Below are 22,668 nucleotides of genomic sequence, written 5' to 3' on the forward strand. Positions count from 1 at the left end.
ATGCGAGGCCGACCGGTCAAGCTTTCTGCGGCACGACGCCTTGTCGGGGATCTGATGCGATTTTCGATCGCCGTGCCGCGGGTCACGGTACAGCGACAGATGAATATCAGTGGATTGCAGGAAGCCAGGACGAGCCAGACGGAACGCCCCTCCTGGACAGTGCTGTTCCTCAAGGGGTACGGGCTACTTTCCAAGGAGACACCGGAGCTCCGCCGGGCCTATGTCAAGCTGCCAAGATCGCAACTCTATGAGTACCCGGGAAGCGTCGCGTCCGTGGCGCACGAGCGCGAACACGAAGGTGAACGGGTTGTGCTTCTCAGTACGATCAAGACACCCGAGCAGCGGTCGATCCCCGAGTTGAGCGCCCTGCTTCAGGAGGCTCGATCCCGTCCCGTTCTTGAGATCAGGGAATTCCGGCGTGCGCTGAAAATTGCGCGCTTGCCCGCGCCGCTGCGGAGGTTGTTGATGTGGCTCGGCCTCAACATGGGACGTCAGCGGGGCCACCGATTCGGGACTTTCCAGTTGTCGGTCTATTCCGGCCTGGGTGCCGAGTCGCTCAATCCGCTGACGCCGCTCACGACGATCTTCAACTATGGCCCGATCGGCGAAGACGGATCGGTCACCGTACGCATTCACTACGACCACCGCGTCATGGACGGCGCCAATGTCGCGCGCGCATTGGCTCGTTTCGAGGAAATACTGAACGGGGAGATCGCTGACGAGGTGGCTAGCCTTTCCGCTGCTCAAATCCTGCCAAGCACGGCGCCGGAACCGTCAGCATGATATCGGATCAAAAACCACGACTCGCAATTGTTGTAGTCGGAGCGTCACGAGGCATAGGCAGAGCCATTGCCGAGCTTGCCGCGCGAGATGGTGCACCTGTCGTATTGGTCGCACGATCACTTGGGGGGCTGCACGCCGTGGAATCCTCCATCAAGCAGGCGGGCGGCGAGGCATTCTCCCTACCAGTCGATCTCACCGCCGACGATGCGAAGACGATTCTCGAAGAGTTCCTCGCGCGGGAAAGCCTTCTCTGCGACGTCCTCGTCAACAGCGCCGGCTATGGCCTGCGTGGCGCGGCAACCGCTTTGCCGATTGCCGACCAGGTTGGAATGATCGACGTCAATATCCGTGCCCTCGCTGACCTGACATTGCACCTGTTGCCGGGCATGGTCGAGCGAGGCCGTGGCGGCGTTATCAACCTCGCCTCTGTGGCCAGCTTCACCCCCGGCCCGTACATGGCCATGTATTACGCGAGCAAGGCGTTCGTGCGTTCCTTTTCCGAGTCGTTGTACCAGGAGACGCGGAAGACGGGTGTAACGGTGACCTGCGTCGCGCCGGGGCCGGTGTCGACCGAATTCCTTGAAAAATCAGGCGCCAACAGGGCTGCATTGTTCAAGGTTTTGCCGAAAGCCACTCCGGAATACGTGGCGAACTGCGCTTGGCGCGGCTTCAAAGCCCGCCGACGGCTAGTCATTCCCGGCATGTCTGCCAGATTGGCGATCCTGATTTCAGGGATCCTCCCCTCCGCGGCGCTATTGCCGCTGATTGGCCGCCTGCAACTGCGCGGCAACGACCCTTGCCCTTGCGGATCCGGCAAGATGCTCAAGCACTGCTGCCGCGCAGGTCACCCAAAAGGCGGGACAGCCTCGGCTTGATCCGCCCCGCAGCCAGCTTCCCGTGGGATAGGGCCAAAGCACGCACCAAGCGGTCGGACGTCGACCACTGCCGCGATCAGCGGGCTTTGGTGCCAGCGGAGAGGAAGTGCCCCTCCCATTCACTCTCAGGAATCTCATCGCCCATCTGAAATTCGAACGCGACGACGCTTGATATCCGGGGCAGCTTCGCAGTCGAACTTAATGTTGTACCAGCGGTCGTTGCTGCAAAATGCAGCACCATCGGCGCGGAGGTTCGTACCTACCAATCGGATATCCGCCATAGCGTAGGCAACGAGAAAATCCGGTTTGAAATCAACTCGCCAGCGATGAACCTGCTCCATAGCCTCGAGATTGCAAATCTGGACAATGCGTTCATCCGCCGCGAGCTGGGAGAGCCCCTTCAGCGCCTGCTTGCTGCGCGGGTCGGCGAGAATTGCCGCCGAAAAGAACCGCTTGGCTTGAATTGCCGGCTGCACGTCCGGCAATGTCGCCGCCGGTACGGCCCGTTCGGGCGCGGCTTCTTGCGCAACTGCCTCACCGACGTGAGAAGCACCGGACCTGGGCTTGGTTGTTTCCGCAGCAACCGTCGGCAGTTTCACTATTTCAACGGCGACGCTTTCCTCCGGGAAAGGAATTGGGGCCTCAGGTTCAGGAACGAAGCAGAGTGCCAGGATGACGATGGCATGAAGGACAATGGCGAGCGCAAGACTGCACCAAATCGTTGCGCCATGACGGCGCTGCCCTGCTGCGTGCATGGATCACATCATCCAATTGGTGACGCCCAAAATACGGTAGAAGGCCCCGTGCCGCGGGGAAGTTATCACCGAAATCTGCATAAGAAAGCCGCCGCCAACAACTTGTCGACGGCGGCGCTGGTTTTAATGCGATAGTGTCGAAGTAGTCCGCCGGCACACCAACCGACCGAAATCAATCCATATCGTCGTTGTCGGGTGCGCTCATATGATCGCGGTTGCCGTAGATGATCTCGCGCTTGCCGACATGGTTCGCCGGTCCGACGAGGCCTTCCTTCTCCATGCGTTCGACCAGCGAAGCGGCGCGGTTGTAACCGACGCCAAGGCGGCGCTGGATGTAGGAGGTCGAGCACTTCTTGTCGCGCAGGACCACCTTGACCGCCTGGTCGTAGAGTTCGTTACCGTCCTCGGACGCAAGCGCGCTCTTGTCGAAAACCGGCGTTTCTTCCTCGGGCTCTTCTTCCTCCTCGTCGGCCGTGACGGTCTCGAGGTATTCCGGGCGTCCCTGGGTCTTCAGATGCGCGACCACGTGTTCGACTTCCAGATCGGAGACGAAGGGACCGTGTACACGGGCGATGCGCCCGCCGCCCTGCATGTGCAACATGTCGCCCTGGCCGAGCAGCTGTTCGGCGCCCTGTTCACCGAGGATCGTGCGGCTGTCGATTTTCGAGGTGACCTGGAACGAGATGCGGGTCGGGAAGTTGGCCTTGATCGTGCCGGTGATGACGTCGACCGAGGGACGCTGTGTCGCCATGATCAGGTGGATACCGGCGGCACGCGCCATCTGCGCAAGCCGCTGGATCGCACCTTCGATCTCCTTGCCGGCGACCATCATCAGGTCGGCCATCTCGTCGACGATGACGACGATATATGGCATCGGCGCCAGGTCCATTTCCTGCTGTTCGAACAGCGGCTCGCCGGTGCCCTTCTCAAAGCCGGCCTGGACGGTGCACATCACCGGCTCGCCCTTTTCGCGGGCGGCGGCTGCACGCTGGTTGTAGCCGTCGATGTTGCGGACACCGAGCCGCGACATCTTGCGGTACCGGTCCTCCATCTCACGCACGGCCCATTTCAGCGCCATCACCGCCTTCTTCGGGTCGGTGACGACGGGCGTCAGCAGGTGCGGGATGCCGTCGTAGACGGAGAGTTCGAGCATCTTCGGATCGACCATGATTAGGCGGCACTCTTCCGGCTTCAACCGGTAGAGCAGCGACAGGATCATCGTGTTGATCGCGACCGACTTGCCCGAGCCGGTGGTGCCGGCGACGAGCAGATGCGGCATCTTCGCCAGTTCAGCAATCACCGGCTCGCCACCGATCGTCTTGCCGAGGCAAAGCGCCAGCTTGTAGCCAGTTTTGCGGAAATCGACGGATTCGATCAGCTCGCGGAAATAGACGGTCTCGCGGGTCGCGTTCGGCAGTTCGATGCCGATGACGTTGCGGCCGGGAACAACGGCGACGCGGGCTGAAAGTGCCGACATGGAGCGGGCGATATCGTCTGCGAGGTTGATGACACGGGACGATTTCACGCCCGGCGCCGGTTCGAATTCATAGAGGGTTACGACCGGACCGGGGCGGACGTGAATGATCTCGCCCTTGACACCGAAATCTTCCAGCACGCTTTCCAGCAGGCCGGCATTCTGTTCGAGCTGCTCCTGCGTCATGAAGAAGCCCTGACCTTGGGGCGCCTCCTGCAGGAGCTCCTCGGACGGAAACTCGTAGGCATCGCCGGCAAATGTGCGTTCAACCACCCCGATCGCCGGCATTGTGTTCGGCGCGCGGGTGACCTGTGCCGGCATGGTGATCGCGGCTTTCGACGCGACGGGTGCCGGTTCGCTTTCGACGCGTTCTGCGGCAATTTCAGCTGGGGCGACGGACACGGGTTCCGCGGCAACGGCGACCGGCGCAACGTCGGCAACGACCTCGGCAGCGGCGGCAAGCGATTGCGGTGCCGGAATCTCTTCTGGCTTTGCGCCACGCACATCGACGACGCGGAACAGCGAGGTGATCCCGGTCGGCGGCATGCGGCGGATTTCAACCGGACGAACGGGTGCCGGCGGCGCGACGGCAACGGGCGTGACGACCGGGACCATTGGCAAAGGAGCAGGCGTCTCGACAAAAGGCTTCGGGTGGGCGATTTCTTCGCCGGCTGCCTCGGTGTCTTCGGCCGGACCGAATTCGAAGAAGGCAAAATCGGAGAGGAAACTCGATTGTGCCGCGCCGCGATCGGCGGCAGCCGTTTCTGGAGCGGTCACGGACTGCGCCTCCACGACAGGCTCGGAAACGGCGATCGGCGCCGTGAGAACCGGCACAAGCGCCACGCCGTCATCAGCCGAAGCCTCGACGCGATCGAGCATTGGCGGCTCGATCGTGTTCTGCGCCGCGGTCCAGGTCGGTAGCTGGTTGGTCAGCATGCGCAAAAGTTCGGACGGGCTGTAGGATGGCAGGGTCACTTCAGACTGCGGCGCGTCGTCTACCGCAGCATCCATGGGTGTCTCGTCAGCCAAGACCGGTACGGCAGGCACTACGGCGTCGGCGGAAACCGGCGCAGGCTCCATCGTCGCTTCGACGGTTGCCCCGTCTGTTTCGACGAGCACCGGCGCCTCCTCGGAGGCCACTTCGCTTTCGTCCATCTGCGGCGCGCGCCGCTTCATGAACTCGCGCTCGGGCGTGCGGGTGAACCGCACATTCGGTGCCAGGAAGAAATGGCTCTCCCAGGTGGAGTCACCGTAGTGGCCGGCGATCTCTGAGAGGGTCGGCAGCGGCTCGCTGGTCGTCGCCGTCACCTGTGCAGGCGCATAGGCAGAGCCCTGCCCATAGAGCCGCGTCGCGCGGCTCATGGTTTCGGTCTGCTGGTTGGCCGGCTTGCGGGGCGCTGCGGGCGCCTCGTACAACTGATAGGGGTCGGCGGTCGCCGCCTCATGGGTGGGCATACCGCTCAACGCATCATCCTGCGGACCATCGAAATAATCCGCCTGGTTTGCATCATGCAAAGCAGCCTGTGAGAAGTTTGTCCTGGGAATACGCATGGGTCCTGGAAGAGCTAGAGACATCGCCGAGGGGCCTTCTAAGCGATAGGAAATGAAGGTTAACAAGTCCCTTCCAACGCCCCGTTTCGTCCCGAAACCAGGGGTAACCAACCTCGTCGATCACGGACTGAAGCACGCGCAACCCCCGGCATGCCAATGGCCACCGCGGCGTTCCGTCGCCATTTGCCACAACGTGAAAATATTTCTTGGACAGGCGCGCTATCGACGCCTGGAAAGGGGTGTCTGTGGTGACCTGCTACCGGTACCACCGAGAAAACGAATCGGGCCTGCGTGAGGGCGTCACGCAGGCCCGATTGGAAACTTGAGAGAGGCTGGTGTCGGTCAGCCTTCGCGGCCCGATGCAAACGCCGCGTGATGCTTGGCAAGCAGCTCGGCCACCTCGTCGATGAAGGCGGGATCGACATCGGCGGCAAACTCGATGCGGGCGTTCTTGCCGTCGCGCTTGAGCTTGGCAAAGGCCCGTCCGCCGGCGTCAACCAGCGTTTCAGGCTTCACCGTTTCCACCTTCGGCTTGCGCGATAGCCGGGTGAACAGGATCTGGAACCGGTGGTCGCTTTCGGCTTCGAGGAAGCGCCGTGAGCGGCACTCCTCCTGCGCGGTCTGGACCGCGGCCTCGTCTTCAAGCAGGGCGCCAAACGCCATCCAGCGCTCACGGCCGACCTTCGGCGCCGGGCCGATGGCGCGGGCGATAACCGGCGGCACGCCTTCAGCAACCTGGATCAAACGCGACAGCTCGCTCTTCTGCACGGCGAGCGCCTCGCCGATCACCTTGCGGTCGAAGCCGCGGTCGGCAAGCGCGGAGGCAAACATCGCCCGCTCGATAAAGGAGAGGTTGCGCCTTTCAGCGTTTTCCTTGCCCTGGGCGAGCACCAGCTCATCGTCGGTCAGCGGCCGGACGATCGCCTTGACCTTGATGCCGAGGCTACGCACGGCGTTGAGGCGCCGGTGGCCATAGGCCGTCTGGTAGCGGCCGTGCTTCTCCGGATGCGGACGCACCAGGATCGGCGACTGCTGGCCGCTGTCGCGGATGCTGTCGGCAAGCGCCAGGAAATCCGGGTCGTCGGTTTCGCCATCCGTCAGGCGGTCGCCGACGAAGGAGGCATCGACCAGGTCCGGATCGAGCTCGACGACACGCTCGCCCTGCGTCAGGGCTTCGCGCAGCGCGCGCGCCTCTTCCGCCTCACGGGTGATGCTGCCGAGAGAAAGGCCCATGGCCTTGATCGCGCCGGAAGCGGCGCGGGGAACTTCGGCAAGCGGTGCCTTGGCGGCCATGGGCTGGGCGGGCTGGGCGCTCGCCGCAGTGGCAGGCTGCGTTTCATCAGCCGGCGCGGCCGGACCTGCCGGCTGGACATTGCCGGAGAAGAGGGCGCGCAGTTCGTTCTTGCGATTGCCAGCCATTCGATCAGCGCCCCCATGCCGCATGAATGAGTGCTTCGATCTCGCCGTTGACCGAGTTCAGCGATTCGACCGCACGGTCGTAGGTGGCGCGCGTAAAATTCTCGCGCCCGACCTCGTAAAGCGTCTGCTTCGTCAGGCCGGCGTCCGAGACCGCCGTCGATTTCACCATGGCCGAGGTCAGCACCCGCTCGCCAAACAGCGAGCGCATGAAGCCGACGATCTGTGCCTGCGGCCCGTCGTTCGGCTCGAAGCGGGTGACGAGATAGCGCAGGAAGTCGAAATTCAGCTCGCCACCGGCCTCGCGCACGACGCTTAAGAGATCCGACGTCATGTAGAGAAACTGGTTCATCGAGGCGACGTCGAGCATCTGCGGATGCACCGTGACGATGACGGAGGTCGAAGCGCAAAGGGCCGAGAGTGTCAGATAACCGAGCTGCGGCGGGCAATCGATGATGACGACATCATAGTCATCGGCGACGCTGGCGAGCGCTGTCTGCACGCGGGCAAAGAACAGCGGGCCGGCATCGCTGCCATTGTGGCGGGCGCTCAGCGCCTGCGGCGTCGTATGCTCGAACTCCTGAAGCTCGAGATTGCCGGGCACAAGATCGAGACCGTCGAAATAGGTCTTGCGGATGATGTCCTTCAGCGGCCGCGCTTCGGCGTCGTAGCGGATCGCGCCATAGAGCGTGTCGTTGCCCGTGAGGTCGAGCTCCGGCTGATAGCCGAAGAGGGCGGAAAGCGAGGCCTGCGGGTCGAGGTCGACGGCCAGTACGCGATGGCCTGTCATGGCGAGATATTGCGCGATGTGCACCGACGAGGTCGTCTTGCCGGAGCCGCCCTTGAAGTTGGTGACAGAGATCACCTGCAGGTGCTCGCCTGCTCCCCGGTCACGCCACTTGAGGTAGCTACGCGCCTTGACGGCATTGCCCTTGGCCAGCGCCTGTTCGGCGAGATGACGGCGAAGCGCGTTGATGTCGGAGAGCGAATAGGACCGGCGACCGCCGAGCCCCGTATCCGGCTGTGGGCCCTCGCCGGCAAGCGAAAGCTGGCGCAGATAGCCGTCGGAGACACCGATCAGCTTGGCCGCCTCGCCCGAGGTGAAGCTGCGAAGCGTCTTCATCGCCGTCGGCGGGAAGAGCCGCTCGCGCATGGCCTTCAACTGGTCGGAAAGCGCGCGCGCATCGGCCGCGATCGCTTCGTCGGCCGGACGGCGAGCCTGGGAGTGATCCGCGTCCTGCCTTGCCTGGGTTGCCGTCATCGTCATTTCGCCCTACTCCTTGCATGCATCGCGGCACAACGCTGCGGCGATGCACTAACAGAGATTTAATCCAAATACGGCCAATCAGCACTTATTCGAAAAACTCCGTAACAGAGATGCCGAAGCTTCTGATTCGCGTCAAGACTTCGACCGCGATCGGCGGCAATGGCGAGCGACACGCTGGGGGTGCCAATCTCGCAAAAGAAAACACCCGCGACGGCGGCGCGGGCGTTCGATAAAACCGTCAAATCAGCAATCAGAGCTTGGGGCCGATGTGATCCGGGATCGGGCACTGATAGGGTTTATCCTCTGTTTTTTCGCGCCACTCCGCCTTTGCGCGCGCCAGCAGATCGGCATCGAGGATCAGATCGAGACCCGTTGCCGCCAATGATTTCGCCGCATGGGCGAAAGCCTTGTGCGCGGCCGGGCTCTTGCCCTGCGCCACCACCTGCCAGGTGTGCGGCGCCGTGCCGATTGCCCAGGCGGGTGCCCAGCATTGCGCGGTCGGGGTGATCCAGCTCACATCGCCGACATCGGTCGAGCCGGCGCGGAAATGCGACTGCCCCTCGAAATCGCGAAGGCCGAGATGCAAGCCGGTCGAACCGTCGAGACGGCTGCTGGCGAAGACGTCGCCCTTGATCTGGTAGAGCCGGATGCTGCTCGATATCGCCTCCGGCGTCAGCGTCTTCTGGATGTCCTTGGCAAAGGCGATGTCGGCCTCGTCGAAAGGCATCGGGCCGAGCGCCACCATGTTCTGATGGATTGCCGTCTCCAGTGCGATGTTGGGCAGAAGGTTCGTCGCCGCCGGATCGAAGACGATCTCGACCTCGGTCTCGGTCATCATCGCCGCGCCCTTGGCGATCTTGTCGATCCGCGCAGCCAGCGCCAGTGCTTCCGGCATCTGCGGCGCCCGCACCAGATAGAGCGCCTCGGCACGCGCCTGGACGACGTTTGCCGCCTTGCCGCCCGCATCGGTGATCGCATAGTGCACACGGCAATCCTGCGGCATGTGCTCGCGCAGGAAGTTGACGCCGACATTCATCAGTTCCAGCGCATCGAGCGCACTGCGGCCGAGATGGGCGCCGTTGGACGCATGCGCCGCCACACCCTTGAAGCGGTAATAGATTTCGAGCACGGCGAGATTGTTGGTCGAGCGAACGCCGTTGAAGGGTGCGGGATGCCAGGTCAGCGCCGTATCGACATCGGCGAAGACGCCGGCGCGCGCCATGAAGGTCTTGCCGGAACCGCCCTCCTCGCCGGGGCAACCATAATAGCGCACCGTGCCCGGCAGCCCGTTGTCCTTCAGGTAGCGGGCAAGCGCGACGGCAGCGAGCAACGAGCCGGTACCGAGCAGATTGTGGCCGCAACCGTGGCCGGTAGCGCCTTCGACCTCTGCCCGTGCTTCGGCGACGCCGGCCACCTGGCTCAAGCCCGCCAGCGCATCGAACTCACCAAGGAAGGCGATCACCGGACCGCCCGCGCCCGCCTCACCGACAAAGGCCGTATCGATCTCGGCCAGCCCGCGCGACACGCGAAATCCGTACTTCTCCAGCATCGCGATCTGGGTCGCAGCCGACCTTTCCTCGTGAAAGCTCAGTTCCGCATGTTCCCAGATCGCGTCGCTCATCGCGGCGAATTCGGGCTTCAGCGCCTCGACGGTTTCGACAAGGGCGGTCAGTGCGGATGATTTTGGCATGAATCTTCCTTTTGCAACGGCGCGGTGCGCGGTCGCATCAGTATTGCTATCGGTGGATTGAAGATGGCGGCAGAGCGGCCGCCATCTCTTTGGTCAGATCAGGCCAGCGCCGGATCAGTCATCAAGCGTCACTTCCCATAGACGGGTATTGGACTGCCAGACGGGCTGGCCGTGCAGTTTCTTGGTGGCGCCCCAGATGTCGACCATGTCGTACATGAAGATGCCGGGGACCTCGTCGAGCATCAACTGGTGGAACTCGTCGAAGATCGCCTGACGCTTGGCCTGGTCGGCCTCGATGTAAGCCGCCTTCATCAGTTCGACCGCTTTCGGATTGTCCCACATCAGCGAGGCGTTCTTGTCCTTGTTGCCGACATAGAAGCCGTACATCAGCGCGGGATCGAGGCGCGGCGAGACCGACTGCGAGATCACCTGGTAATTGCCGGAGCGGCGGCGATCGACCTGGGTGGCGTAGTCAAGCACCTCGATCTGCACGTTGAGACCGACCTGCTGCATCATCGCCTGGGCGACGACGGCCGCCGGGAAGCTCGGCACGTTGCCGCGCTTGTTGGCGATGATGGTGATCTGCTCGCCCTTGTAGCCGGCATCGGCGAGGTTCTTCTTCGCCTTTTCCAAGTCCATCGGAATCTTCTTCTTCTGGACGTCGGAATAGAAGACCGAGTCGGCCGAGACCATTGACGAATTGGCCTCACCGGTCCCGTTGGAAACGGCGGCGACGAGCTGATCGAGGTCGAGCGCCTCGGCCATGGCGCGGCGGACCGCCACGTTACTCAGCACCTTGTCGCGGGTCTGGAAGTAGAGCAGGTTCTTGCCGTTGTTGCGCTTGACGATGAGTTGCATCGTGTCGCTGCCCTTGAACTCGGCGATGAGATCGGCCGAGACCTCGGCGGTATCCAGCGCGCCCGAAAGCAGACCGGTCTTCACCGTCGAAGCGTCCGGGATCACCATGAACTTGATGCCGTCGACGAGCGGCCGCTTCGAGCCGACCATGCCATCGGGCTTGCCGTCATTGTCGGGCGAGACATAGTCGGCGTTCTTCTCGAGCCGGACATATTCGCCCTTCTTCCACTCGGCCCATTTGAACGGACCGGTGCCGATAGGCGCGACGAAGGCGCCGTCAGCGCCGACGGAATCCTTGGAGACAATGCCGGTGTAGCCGCATTCCGGGCGCGCCATCAGGCCGAGGAAGACCGCGGACGGTTTCTCGATGCTCATGGTGACGGTGGAAGCATCGGCTGCGGCAACGTTCGTCACCTTGATCGACTTGCCGCCGTCGAAATCGCCGGCACAGGTCCACTTGGTCTCCGGCTTCATGTAGCGGGTCCAGTTCCAGACCACATCTTCCGCGGTTAGCGCCTTGCCGTTGTGGAACTTCACGTCGTCGCGCAGCTTGAACGTATAAGTCAGACCATCGGCGGAAACCTCGACGCTCTTGGCGAGCAGCGGCTTCACTTCGCCGTTCTCGGCATAGCCGACGAGACCTTCGACGATGTGGAAGATCACCGAGTCGGTATTGCCGTCACGGTTGACGCCGGGCTCGTTGCTGCGGATGTCGGAGCTTTGCGCCACCGTCAGGTCGCGCGCGTGGCCGAGCGCGATCGCGCTCATCAGCATGGTGCCGGCAAGAAGTATGGTTTTCATGGGTTCCTCTCTCTTGTTGTTGGTTGTCGGTTCAAAAGGCGCGCCAGCAGGCCTGCGACAGCTTGCCGATCGTTTCGAGCGCGATGGTGTAGCCGGGCGTTCCGTCCGGCATCAGCATCGGCACGCCGTCGGTAAAGGCAGCGATGGCGTAGAGCGGCTTGCCATCGCGATAGACGACGCCGGCATCCATTCGGCCGCGTTTTCCCCGACCGCCCTTGCAGGCGGCCACCACCTGGAAGGGAAGCCGCGAACGGATGCCGTAGCGCAGCACCTGGTTCTTGAGCGTCTGCACGGCAAAACTGGCGAGCTCGAGGGAGATACCGAGCTTGGCTGCTGCTACGGCATCGTGCTCAGCCGCCAGGATCAGTTCAAACAACATCACCTGGTCGGCCGCCGTCGTGGTTGTAACGTCGGCAAGCGAATGATCGGGCTTCAGCGCCAGCGGCGGAATGAGGAAACGGTGGTGCGTGCCCACCATGCCGAGCGCCTTGCAATAGCGATCGACCTCTTCGAGCGTCAGCCGTTCGAACACCATCTTCGTGCAGACATTGTCGCTCAGCACCATCATGCCGACGATTGCGTCGCGCAGCGAAATGACGATGCCCGGCGTCAGGTAGCGGAACATGCCGCTCGCCACTTCTTGGGCGAGGCGTGCTTCGAAGGTGATGCGCTCATCAAGATCCAGGCGCCCCTCCGATACCGCCTTCAGCGCCGCCATCATGATCGAGGTCTTGCGGGTGCTGGCGGACGGCGTTTCATCACGCTCACCACGACCGATCGTTTCGCCGGTTTGCAGATTGCGCACGAGGAAGCGCGTAACAAAGGGCTGGGCATCGGCGATGGCGTTGAGTTCGGCCGTGATCGCGCCGGTCTTGAATTCGTTGCTCATCTCAGGCCTCCAGCCGCCATTTGAGGGTGACGCCACCGGTCTGGTTGAGATCGAGCGCCGGGATCGCGGATAGGAGCTTGCGGGTGTAAGTCTCCTGCGGCGCGTCGAAGATCCGGTCACGGTCGCCTTCTTCGACGATGCGGCCGTCCTGCATGACGACGACGCGGTCGGCGACCTGCTCGACGACGCCGAGGTCGTGGCTGATGAACAGGCACGAGAAACCGTAGCGCTTCTGCAGGCTGGAAAAGAGCTCCAGCACCTGCGCCCGGACCGTGACGTCGAGGGCCGAGACCGGCTCGTCGGCGATCAGGAACTTCGGCCGCCGGGCGATGGCACGGGCGATCGCCACCCGCTGGCGCTGGCCGCCGGAAAGCTCGTGCGGATAGCGGTTGGCGAAATCGGCGCTAAGCCCGACCTCTTCCAGCGTTTCAAGAGCACGGCGGCGTTTCGCGGGACCGTCGAGATCCGGCACCAGCCGCAATGCTTCTTCGACCAGCGCCTGGATGGTCATGCGCGGATCGAGCGAGGAATAGGGATCCTGAAACACCATCTGGCAGTTCAGCCGATAATCGCGCCAGTCGGCGCTGCGCTCGCGGCCCTGGAAGAGTATCTCGCCCTGGCTCTGCTCGACGAGGCCGGCGATCGTTCGCCCAAGCGTCGTCTTGCCGGAGCCGGAGCCGCCGACCAGCGCCACCACCTCGCCGACATGGATGTCGACGCTGACGCCGTGCAGCGCCCGTTTCGGTTCGTGCTTTCGGAACAGCCCCTTGCGGCCGGGATAATCGACCACGATGTTGCGGGCCGAAACCATCGGCGTGCGGGTCATGTCGAGCTCGCGCGCCGCGCCGCGATACGGCAGCGACGACAAAAGCTTGCGGGTATAGGGGTGTTGCGGCGCCTGCAGGATTTCTTCGGTCAGGCCCTGTTCGACGACGACGCCCTTTTCCATCACGACGAAGCGGTTGGTGTATCGCGCCACCATCGGCAAATCGTGGCTGATCAACAGCACCGCCGTGCCCTCGGCCTGGGTCAACTCGACCATCAGTTCCATAACGTCGCGCTGGACGACGGCATCGAGCGCCGTCGTCGGTTCGTCGGCGATCAACAAGGCCGGTTTCAGCAGCATGACAGAAGCGAGCATGATGCGCTGGCGCATGCCGCCTGAGAACTCGTGCGGATAGGCAGACAGCGCCCGCTCCGGTTCGCGGATGCCAACGCGCTGGAGCATCGAGAGGATCGCCGTGCGACGCTCCTCGCCCGACATCTTGGTGTGCAGTATCAGGCCCTCTTCGAGCTGCCGGCCGATGGTCATCGACGGGTTGAGCGAGGTCATCGGCTCCTGGAAGACGACGCCGACCTCGCCGCCGCGAAGCGCGCGCAGGTCGCGGTCCTTCATGCCGAGCACATCCTTGCCCCGGTAGAGGATGGTGCCGCCGGCATGGCGCACGGCCGGCGGGATCAGGCCGATGATCGCCCGGGTCGCGAGCGTCTTGCCGGAGCCGCTTTCGCCGACGATGCCGACGATCTCTCCGGGCGCGACGTCGAAGCTGACATTCCTGACCACCTGGTTGCCGGAATGGGTAACGGCGAGCGAAAGGCCCTGAACGCTGAGAAGAGTTTTGCCGGTCATTTCAGGCCTCGCATGCGGGGGTCGAGCTTGTCGCGCAGCGCATCGCCCAAGAGGTTGATGCCGAGCAAAGTGAGCGCGATGCAAAGACCGGGGAAGAAGCCGAGCCAGACGGCCTGTTCGATGAAGGGACGGCCGGCGGCGAGCATGTTGCCCCAGGTGGGCGCCGGTGGCGGCACGCCGAGGCCAAGGAAGGAAAGTGCGCTTTCCGACAGGATCGCCCAGCCGAACATCGAGGTTGCAAGGACCGTGATCGGCGCCACGCAGTTCGGCAGGATATGGCGCAGCATCGTATAGATCTCGCCATTGCCCATGACCCGCGACGCCTCGATGAACTCGCGCTCACGCAGTGAAAGGACTGCGCCGCGCACCACGCGGGCCATCGACGGAGTATAGGCGATGCCGAGTGCGAAGATGATACCGTACTGGTTGGCGCCGAAGACGGCGAGCAGGCCGAGGGCGAGCAGGATGCCGGGGAAGGCCAGCAGCGCGTTGTTGATCGCCATGATGACGCCATCGACCCAGCCGCGGGCATAGCCGCTGACGATGCCGATGAAGGTACCGCAGACGACGGCGAAGGTGACGGTGAGGCAGCCGATCCAGACGCTGGCGCGGGCGCCGACCATCAGACGGCTTGCGACATCGCGGCCGAACTCGTCGGTGCCGAGCCAGTGCGCGGCACCGGGAGCGGCGAGGCGCGCGGTGAAGCCGAGCGCCATCGGATCATAGGGCGTCCAGATGAGACCGATGAGCGCGATGAGCACGAGCAATCCGATGAGGCCGCCGCCGATGACGCCATTGAAGGTGAACTTTCTCATTCTGCCACCACCCGCGGATCGAAGAGAGGATAGAGAAGGTCGACCACGAGGTTGACGACGACATAGGAGAAGGCGACGAGCAAAAGGCAGCCCTGGATCACCGGGTAATCGCGCTGGAAGATGGCATCGACCATCAATCGGCCGAGGCCGGGGATGGTAAAAACCGTCTCGATGACGGCAATGCCGCCGAGCAGGTTGCCGAGGATCAGGCCGATCATCGTCCAGGTGGGACCGAAGGCATTCTTGAAAGCGTGGCGCCAGAGAACCGCACTTTCCGACAGCCCCTTGGCGCGGGCGTGGGTGATGTAATCGAGTCTCAGCACTTCGAGTGTGGAGGCGCGCGCCATGCGGATGATCACGCCCATCTCGTGGATGACAAGGGTCATGACCGGGAGGACCAGATAGAGAAGCCCGGCCTTCCAGTTCTCGGTGATCGGCACATAACCGAGCACCGGCAGCCAGCCGAGCTTGAGGCCGAAGGCGAGCAGCAGAAGCAGACCAAGCCAGAAGGTCGGGATCGACAGAAGCACCGTCGCCGTACCGACCAGCGCAAGGTCCGTCAGGCTGTTCTGCCGCCAGGCGGCGATGACGCCAGCCGGTACCGCAATGAGGCTTGCGAGAAACACGGCGATCACGACGATCTCGGCGCTCACCATGAAGCGGCTGAGGACCAGATGCAGCACCGGCTCGCCGGTGACGATCGACGTGCCGAAATCGCCGGAGAGGATATTGCCGGCCCAGATGACGAATTGCTCGGGGATGCTGCGGTCAAGACCGAGCTCCGTGCGCATCGCGGCAATCTGCTGCGGCTCGGCCATGTCGCCGAGCATCAGCGCTGCCGGATCGCCGGGAATGAGGCGGATGAGCGTGAAGACGGCCACCGAGACGATAACGATCGTCGGTATCGCCATCACGAGGCGATTGAGAATGAACTTGATCATGGGTTCCCCGTACTGAGGCAGGCCGCACGCGTTACCGCGATTCTCCCGCCCGTCGGCTCTTGTTGATGGAACTATGATCGATTGGAAAAAATCGCGCAATATTATGAGTAATCGTCATACCTCTATGACAAGGACATGACACGCCGGGCGAGCATCGATGGATCGCTCCGACGAACAGGATACTGAATATAAAACAAGGCATTACTACAGCGCCGCGCGTCTTATCAGACGCGCAAAAGTCGCTGTAGCACTTTGATTTTCTGCATGTCTTTGTCCTTAAATCGAAGCCGATTTAAGGAGACATGCAGTAGCTGCCCTGGGCCGAGGCGACCCACAGTCTACAGGTCGTGGACGGCGGCGACCTGACGCTTCAGGCAATCGATCATGGCCTGGGCAGCAAGCGACAGCGGAACGCCGGCCGCCGTTGCGACTCCGAAATCCTGGGTGAGATGCGGCGAGAATCGGCGGATCTCGATCGGCAGATGCCGATGCAAACTGGCAAAGAAGCTGCTGATGATCGCGACCCCGAGGCCGTAGGCAGCATAGGCGCAGGCAGAGCTGTTGCTGTGGGTCTCGATCTTGACCTTCTGCGGCACGCCGGCCTTGCGGAAGATCTCGTCGAGCATGACGCGCGTCGGCCGGCGCCGGCCGATGAGGATCAGAGGCACCCCGCGCAATTCCTTGGGCGTGATGGTATCGAGCGCAGAGAGCGGATGCCCCTTTTCCATCACGCAGACGCTGACGCCGGTGGCGACCGGCTGCATTTCGATGCCGGCGCTGAGTTGCCCCTCATAGCGCAGAAAGCCGAAGTCGATGATGCGCTGCTCCACCAGCCGCGCGATCGCGACGGTCGTATCGAAGAAAGTCTCGATGCGCACGCCCGGAAAATCCTTGGCATAGTCGGCGAGCATCGCCGGCGCGAAAGTCTCGGACATGCTGTTCGGCAGACCGATGCGCACGACCTCGGGGCCGACGGCGCCGCTGCGCAGATCCTGCGCCAGATTGGTGAAGCGGTCGATGCCCAACAGAATGTGCTCGGCATCCTCGGCGAGTTTCATCGCCTCCGGCGTCGGGATCAGCCGGCCCTTGTCGCGAGCAAAGAGCGTCAGCGACAGGTCTTCCTCGAGCTGCTGCAACAACCGGCTGACACCGGACTGGCTGAGGCCCATGGTCTTGGCGGCAGCAATCGTCGATCCGGTCGCAAGAAGCGTGCGCAGCACTTCCAATTGTCGAAAATTCACGCCGCCCCCGGTTCGTTCGAACATCCGCTAGCTCCCGTGTTTACGGGAAGGCGATCCGGCAAGAAAGGGGTGCGACACCGAGCGTAGCCAAATCGATCACCGAGCGGCTCGCCATTGGTGAGGAGCGCGCGAACGCGCTCCTCAGGGATTCACCGATCAGGCGTTGGCCTGCACCGGATGGTTGAAGCGCTCGGCAAAGACCTCGATCGAGCCACGACCGAAGCTGCGCAACTGCCGTCGCGTGAGAACAGCCATCACGCGTGCCGCCGTCGAGACGGTCATAGCGTCGAGCGGACCTTCACCGCTCCAAGGCTTGTTCAGCCGGTCCGTGACGATGCCGAGGAGGTTCGCCGGCATGATGTCGGTACAAGGTTTCATCCAGTCGAAGACTTCGCTGATCGGAAGCAGCTTACCTTCGAACGCAACGAACGGCTCGGGCATGTTTGCGCCCCAGTCGTCATAGGCCTCCAGAGCATCGCGAAACAGGTTCTGCAGCGTGATGGAGGCGTGCCCTTCATGTAGAGCAGGCAGGAAATTCGTCATTTGTGTCTCCTTCAGTGGTTAAGGCCGGGAAACGCGAATGGCCAATTCTGTCAGCATGTGTTTGTGTTCGTGCCGGGTGGCCGATACTCTGTGGCCACGCGACTGGTTAAACTGCAGGCGATGACGCAATGCGCAAATCGGGTGATAGTTCCCTGAGCCGCAGTCAATTTTGGCGGGAAATCGGCACGCATACACGTCGCGCGCCGCGGCCAAGGTTTCCCCCGCGGCCTCCCCCCGACTCGATATTAACGATCCCGCCCCAAAGGTAAACACCGGGCCGCCACCGCGGCAGAAACGAAAATCTCAAATCGATAATTTCTATAGAATATACTATCTTACCCGGCTCTGCCAGATAATTCACTGATATGCACCTCAATCGACAGGGAGCAGTCACATGGGAACGATCTCGCGGCTTTCCGAGAAAACACGAGCCCCGGCGCACCGGATCGAGAGCGAGGAGGAAGCGCTGTCGATCGCCCGCGAATTGGCGGCGGAATTTGCGAAGAGCGCCAATGAGCGGGATACGGACCGCATCCTGCCCTTCGACGAGCTCGATGCGCTGGCCCAATCCGGCCTGCTCGCGATCACAGTGCCGCCGGAATATGACGGCATCGACGTCTCCAATGCGGTTCTGGCAGAGATCACCGCCATCCTCTCGGAAGCAGACAGCTCGATCGGCCAGATCCCGCAGAACCACTTCTACATTCTGGAAGCGCTGCGCACTGACGGCACCGAGGAGCAGAAGGCGTTCTTCTTCGGCCGTGCGCTTGCCGGCGACCGTTTCGGCAACGCCCTTTCCGAGCGCGGCACGAAGACTGTCGGCGACTACGCGACGCGGTTGGCGCCCGATGGTCCCGGTTTCCGGCTGAACGGGCGCAAGTACTATTCGACCGGCGTGCTGTTTGCCGAATGGATCGTGGTCTTCGCTCTGGATCCAAACGACAAGCTGACCATGTCGTTTTTGCCGCGCGGCGCCGAAGGATTGCAGGTCATCGACGACTGGGACGGCTTCGGCCAGCGCACGACCGGCAGCGGCACGACTGTGCTGCAAAATGTCTACGTCACCGCCGATGCGGTGGTGCGTCATCACCGCGGCTTCGAGCGCCCGACGACGATTGGCTCCGTCGGCCAGATCATTCATGCCGGCATCGACCTCGGCATCGCCCGGGCGGCCTTTGCCGAAACCCTCAATTTCGTACGTGATCATGCGCGGCCCTGGATGGACAGCGGCGTCGAGCGCGCTGCCGATGATCCCCTGACCATCGCCCGCATCGGCCAGCTCGCCATCCGGCTGGAGGCGGCAACCGCAACCGTCGAACGCGCCGGCAAAAAGGTCGATGTCGCCCAGATCAACGGCACCGAGGAGAGCGTCGTCGAGGCAACGCTGGCCGTTGCTGCGGCGAAGGTCCTGACGACCGAGATCGCCTTGGAAGCGAGCAACACGCTCTTCGAACTCGCCGGAACCGCCTCGACGAAGATCGGCCTCAACCTCGACCGGCATTGGCGCAACGCCCGCACCCACACGCTGCACGACCCGGTGCGCTGGAAGCATCACGTCGTCGGCAACTACCACCTGAACGGCGTCAAGCCGCCGAAGAACGGCGCACTTTGATCCCATTGACCGCGCACAAGCGGCTCGAGGCGTGACCAACGCTTCGGGCAACGCATAAACCTTGCTCGAAGGAGAACTCCATGAGTCGCGAAATCCGGCTGAATGCCTTTGACATGAATTGCGTCGGCCATCAGTCGCCGGGGCTCTGGACCCATCCGCGCGACCAGTCCTGGCGCTACAAGGACCTCGACTATTGGGTGCATCTGGCAAAAACGCTCGAGCGCGGCAAGTTCGACGGCCTTTTCATCGCCGATGTGCTCGGCGTTTACGACGTGCTGAACGGCAATGCAGACGCGGCTCTTCGCCATTCGGCCCAGGTTCCGGTCAACGACCCCCTACAGCTGGTGCCGACCATGGCCCACGAAACCGAACATTTGGGCTTCGGCCTGACGGCGTCGCTTTCCTTCGAACACCCCTATACCTTCGCCCGCCGCATCTCGACGCTCGACCATCTGACCAAGGGGCGGATCGGCTGGAACATCGTCACCTCCTATCTGAACAGTGGCGCCCTCAATGTCGGCCAGGCGCAGCAGACGCGCCATGACGACCGCTATGATCTCGCTGAGGAATATCTCGAGGTCTGCTACAAGCTCTGGGAAGGCAGCTGGGAAGACGGTGCAGTCGTCCGCGACCGGCCAACCGGCATCTTCACCCACCCCGACAAGGTGCACCCGATCGACCACCGCGGCCGCCATTTCACCGTTCCGGGCATCCACTTGAGCGAGCCTTCGCCGCAGCGCACGCCAGTGCTCTACCAGGCTGGCTCTTCGAGCAGAGGCAAGGACTTTGCCGGCCAGCACGCCGAATGCATCTTCGTCGCCGCGCCCTCAAAGACCGTATTGAAACGCTATGTCGCCAATGTCCGGGAGGCGGCAGAGCGCGCCGGCCGCAACCCGCGCGAAATCCTTGCCTTCAATCTGCAGACGGTGATCCTCGGCGAAACCGATGCCGAGGCGAAGAAGAAGTTCGACGAGTACCGCAAGCACGTCTCCTATGAGGGCGCTCTGGCGCTGATCTCCGGCTGGACGGGCATAGATTTCGGCCAGTTCGCGCCGGACGAACCGCTGCGCCACCGCTACACCAATGCTGTGCAATCGGCCGTCGAGACCTTCACGACCATCGATCCGGATCGCGTGTGGACGGTACGCGAGATGGCCGACTGGGTCGGCATCGGCGGCTTCGGACCGGTCTTCGTCGGCTCGCCCTCGACGGTCGCCGACCTCATGCAGGAATGGGTCGAGGACACCGATGTCGACGGCTTCAACCTCGCCTATGCGGTCACGCCCGAGACCTTCGAGGACGCCGTCGACCTGCTGGTACCGGAACTGCAGAAACGCAGCGTCTACAAGACCGGCTATCGCCAGGGCACGCTCAGGGAAAAGCTGTTCGGCGCCGGGCCAAGGCTTGCAGCGCCGCATCCGGGCGCCGGCTATCGGGATCTCGGCGGACAGCGACAAGCAATCGCAGCCTCCGCTTAAGGCGGGGCCATCCAAGAAACGCCGCCGGGACCTGGTCCAGGCGGCGTTTTTAGTTCAGGCCGAGGTAATCGCGCCTGCGGGGCGGCGCTCAGCTGTAAAGGCTTACCGGCGGGATCCGACCGTTCAATGCGAAATCGCCAACCTCGCGCGCCTTGTAGGCGACCGGATCGTGCAGCGTGTGAGTGCGGACATTGCGCCAGTAGCGGTCGAAGCGATAATGCCCGGCCGTGGCGCGTGCGCCCATCAGTTCGAAGACCTTCGTCGTCACGTCGAGCGAGACATGGGTCGAGTGCACCTTGGCCGCATAGGCCTGGATCGCCGCCTCGCCGCGCGCCTCAGCCGTCACCGACCTCCCCTGCGACAGTGCCGCCTCGACGGTTGCCGCCGCCGTATCGGCCAAAGCGACCGACGCCTTCAGGCTTGCCTGCAACTCGCCGATCCGTTCGAGGATATAGGGATCATCGCCGGCGCGCTCGACACCCGATGTCACCCAGGGACGCGTCGTGCTGCGGACGTAGTCGAGGGCCGCGGCAAACGCACCTTCGGCCGTGCCGAGGTAGAAATTGACGAAGACGAGCTGGATCAACGGCGTGTTGAACGTCGCCTGCACCACTGGCGGATCGGAGGGATCAGCAAGCGGCAGGATGAAATCACGCTCGTAGACGGGGAAATCGCGGAACTCGACGCTGCCACTGTCCGACAGGCGCTGGCCGATATTGTCCCAGTCGTCGTTGGTGATGTAACCCGGCCGATCGGTCGGCACGACGAAGTTGGCGATCTTGCCGCCGATCGCAGCGTTGACGTTGATGCGGTCGGAGACATGCGCGCCGGTCGAAAATGTCTTGCGGCCGTTCAGCACATAGTGGCCACCACGTCGTTCCAATGTCAGGCCCGGATCGCGCGGGTTGACCGCGGCACCCCAATAGAGCTGCCGCTCGACGGTCTCCGCCCCAAGCACCCAGGCCTGCTTCGGATCGGCAGCGGCCCAGTATACATATTGGCTGTTGACGTAGTGATAGCCAAGCAATTGGCCGATCGAGCTTTCGCCGCGCGCGATGATGCGTACCAGCCGCAGCCCGTCGACCCAGCTCAGCCCCGCTCCGCCAATCTCGGGCGAATGCAGTGCCGTCAGCAGACCGGCCTGACGGAGCGCCTCGACCTCTTCCCGCGGCGGCGCTCCGACGCGGTCGAGTTCGGCGCCACGCCGGGCAAGATCCCTAGACAGCGTCTCGGCGCGGGCAAACAGCTCCCGCCGTTTTTGATCATGTTCGCTGTTGTCGGCCGCCACCAGCTCTTTGAGGAAATGTACGTTGCTCATCCGCCTCTCCATGGTTGAGGCGAAATAATGCACATATTATATAGATAAAGACAGCAATCCAGTTCCACGGCGGCGCGGCCGTTGGAAATGTCCTACCCGCTTCCGCGCCGCCTCAGCCCGCCTCGGCATCGCGCAACGCTACGATCTCGGAGGCGTTGTCATTGGCGGCGAACTGCTCCAGCGTCATGTTGTCGAGGATCGAGGCGATCGCGTCGCGAACATTGCTCATCGACTTGCGCACATGACAGTTGACCGGATCTGCGCAGTCGTCGCAGGCCTCGAAGGCGGTGCGGCTGGCACAGCGGATCGGCGCCAAGGGGCCATCCAGCGTCCGGATGACCTGGCCGATGCGGATGTCGGAGGCTGGTCGAGACAGAGAATAGCCGCCGCCCGGACCCTTCTTCGAGCGCAGGATGCCGGCATTGCGCAGTTCGAGAAGGATCGCATCCAGGAACTTCTTCGGAATATTGTTCCGCGTGGCGATCTCGGTGATGAAGGCGGTCTCTCCTGGCTCCAGTTGAGCCAGGTCGACAAGGGCCTTGAGCCCGTATTTTCCTTTTTTGGTCAACATGTCACTTCGCTTTCGTGAACAAGAAGGCCGCCACAATTCCGCTCCTCAGGCATTTGCCGGAGGCAACGGGTTGTGACGGCCGCACTCTTTCGCTTAGGATGTCCTACACCCAAACCGTACCATTCTCAAGAAATTACGTGAGTTACTGCATAGATTTAGT

At 62.9% G+C, this 22,668-nt stretch carries 18 protein-coding genes; 4 read left to right on the forward strand and 14 right to left on the reverse strand.

The annotated features are described in order from the left end of the window. Together IB265_RS16395 and IB265_RS16400 are read left to right on the forward strand one after the other, a co-directional pair. On the forward strand, positions 1–783 hold the full coding sequence (locus tag IB265_RS16395; RefSeq protein ID WP_057251732.1) for a hypothetical protein: 783 nt from the start codon (positions 1–3) through the stop codon (positions 781–783). Then, complete coding sequence (locus tag IB265_RS16400) at positions 780–1,658, forward strand: SDR family NAD(P)-dependent oxidoreductase (protein ID WP_057251733.1); 879 nt, start codon at positions 780–782, stop codon at positions 1,656–1,658. The genes IB265_RS16395 and IB265_RS16400 overlap by 4 nt, the downstream gene beginning before the upstream one ends. A 134-nt stretch (positions 1,659–1,792) precedes the next feature. Here the strand turns inward: IB265_RS16400 and IB265_RS16405 are convergent, their stop codons facing one another. The 12 genes from IB265_RS16405 to IB265_RS16460 all read right to left on the reverse strand — a co-directional run bounded on the left by IB265_RS16405 (position 1,793) and on the right by IB265_RS16460 (position 17,529). After that, positions 1,793–2,413, reverse strand: coding sequence for a DUF930 domain-containing protein (locus tag IB265_RS16405; protein ID WP_082615904.1), 621 nt, complete (start codon positions 2,411–2,413; stop codon positions 1,793–1,795). Between the two features lie 172 nt (positions 2,414–2,585). Next, entirely contained in the window at positions 2,586–5,438 is a 2,853-nt protein-coding gene (locus tag IB265_RS16410) for a DNA translocase FtsK (protein ID WP_057251734.1), read from the reverse strand. A gap of 342 nt (positions 5,439–5,780) precedes the next feature. Continuing rightward, positions 5,781–6,857, reverse strand: coding sequence for a plasmid partitioning protein RepB (gene repB / locus IB265_RS16415; RefSeq protein WP_057251735.1), 1,077 nt, complete (start codon positions 6,855–6,857; stop codon positions 5,781–5,783). A gap of 4 nt (positions 6,858–6,861) precedes the next feature. Beyond that, positions 6,862–8,115, reverse strand: coding sequence for a plasmid partitioning protein RepA (gene repA / locus IB265_RS16420; protein ID WP_113133081.1), 1,254 nt, complete (start codon positions 8,113–8,115; stop codon positions 6,862–6,864). Between the two features lie 256 nt (positions 8,116–8,371). Further along, entirely contained in the window at positions 8,372–9,811 is a 1,440-nt protein-coding gene (locus IB265_RS16425; protein WP_192494927.1) for a M20 family metallopeptidase, read from the reverse strand. Between the two features lie 114 nt (positions 9,812–9,925). Beyond that, positions 9,926–11,470 carry an ABC transporter substrate-binding protein gene (locus IB265_RS16430; protein WP_057251738.1) on the reverse strand — a complete coding sequence of 515 codons (1,545 nt, stop codon included), beginning with the start codon at positions 11,468–11,470 and terminating at the stop codon, positions 9,926–9,928. 31 nt (positions 11,471–11,501) lie between these two features. Then, positions 11,502–12,359: a serine hydrolase gene (locus tag IB265_RS16435; protein ID WP_057251739.1), complete on the reverse strand. Its 858-nt coding sequence runs from the start codon at positions 12,357–12,359 to the stop codon at positions 11,502–11,504. A 1-nt stretch (position 12,360) separates the two neighbouring features. After that, entirely contained in the window at positions 12,361–13,989 is a 1,629-nt protein-coding gene (locus tag IB265_RS16440; protein WP_057251740.1) for an ABC transporter ATP-binding protein, read from the reverse strand. Next, a complete protein-coding gene (locus IB265_RS16445) occupies positions 13,986–14,804 on the reverse strand; it encodes an ABC transporter permease (protein WP_057251741.1) in 819 nt (272 codons plus the stop codon). The genes IB265_RS16440 and IB265_RS16445 overlap by 4 nt, the downstream gene beginning before the upstream one ends. Next, entirely contained in the window at positions 14,801–15,745 is a 945-nt protein-coding gene (locus IB265_RS16450; RefSeq protein WP_057251742.1) for an ABC transporter permease, read from the reverse strand. The genes IB265_RS16445 and IB265_RS16450 overlap by 4 nt, the downstream gene beginning before the upstream one ends. Positions 15,746–16,083: 338 nt before the next feature. Further along, entirely contained in the window at positions 16,084–16,986 is a 903-nt protein-coding gene (locus IB265_RS16455) for a LysR family transcriptional regulator (RefSeq protein WP_057252093.1), read from the reverse strand. 156 nt (positions 16,987–17,142) lie between these two features. After that, positions 17,143–17,529, reverse strand: coding sequence for a hypothetical protein (locus IB265_RS16460; RefSeq protein ID WP_057251743.1), 387 nt, complete (start codon positions 17,527–17,529; stop codon positions 17,143–17,145). A 394-nt stretch (positions 17,530–17,923) separates the two neighbouring features. Here IB265_RS16460 and IB265_RS16465 point away from each other — a divergent pair, with 394 nt between their 5' ends. Both IB265_RS16465 and IB265_RS16470 read left to right on the forward strand, forming a co-directional pair. Further along, positions 17,924–19,141 (forward strand): SfnB family sulfur acquisition oxidoreductase, encoded by a 1,218-nt coding sequence (locus IB265_RS16465; protein WP_057251744.1) that lies wholly within the window; start codon positions 17,924–17,926, stop codon positions 19,139–19,141. A gap of 80 nt (positions 19,142–19,221) precedes the next feature. Beyond that, positions 19,222–20,619 carry an LLM class flavin-dependent oxidoreductase gene (locus IB265_RS16470; RefSeq protein WP_057251745.1) on the forward strand — a complete coding sequence of 466 codons (1,398 nt, stop codon included), beginning with the start codon at positions 19,222–19,224 and terminating at the stop codon, positions 20,617–20,619. Between the two features lie 88 nt (positions 20,620–20,707). Here the strand turns inward: IB265_RS16470 and IB265_RS16475 are convergent, their stop codons facing one another. Together IB265_RS16475 and IB265_RS16480 are read right to left on the reverse strand one after the other, a co-directional pair. Beyond that, a complete protein-coding gene (locus IB265_RS16475) occupies positions 20,708–21,937 on the reverse strand; it encodes an acyl-CoA dehydrogenase family protein (protein WP_082615905.1) in 1,230 nt (409 codons plus the stop codon). A 112-nt stretch (positions 21,938–22,049) separates the two neighbouring features. Then, positions 22,050–22,508, reverse strand: a complete 459-nt coding sequence (locus IB265_RS16480; protein ID WP_029742909.1) for an Rrf2 family transcriptional regulator — start codon at positions 22,506–22,508, stop codon at positions 22,050–22,052. Positions 22,509–22,668 lie beyond the last annotated feature (160 nt).

The sequence above is a fragment of the Ensifer sp. ENS10 genome (assembly GCF_014852025.1).
GTDB lineage: Bacteria > Pseudomonadota > Alphaproteobacteria > Rhizobiales > Rhizobiaceae > Ensifer.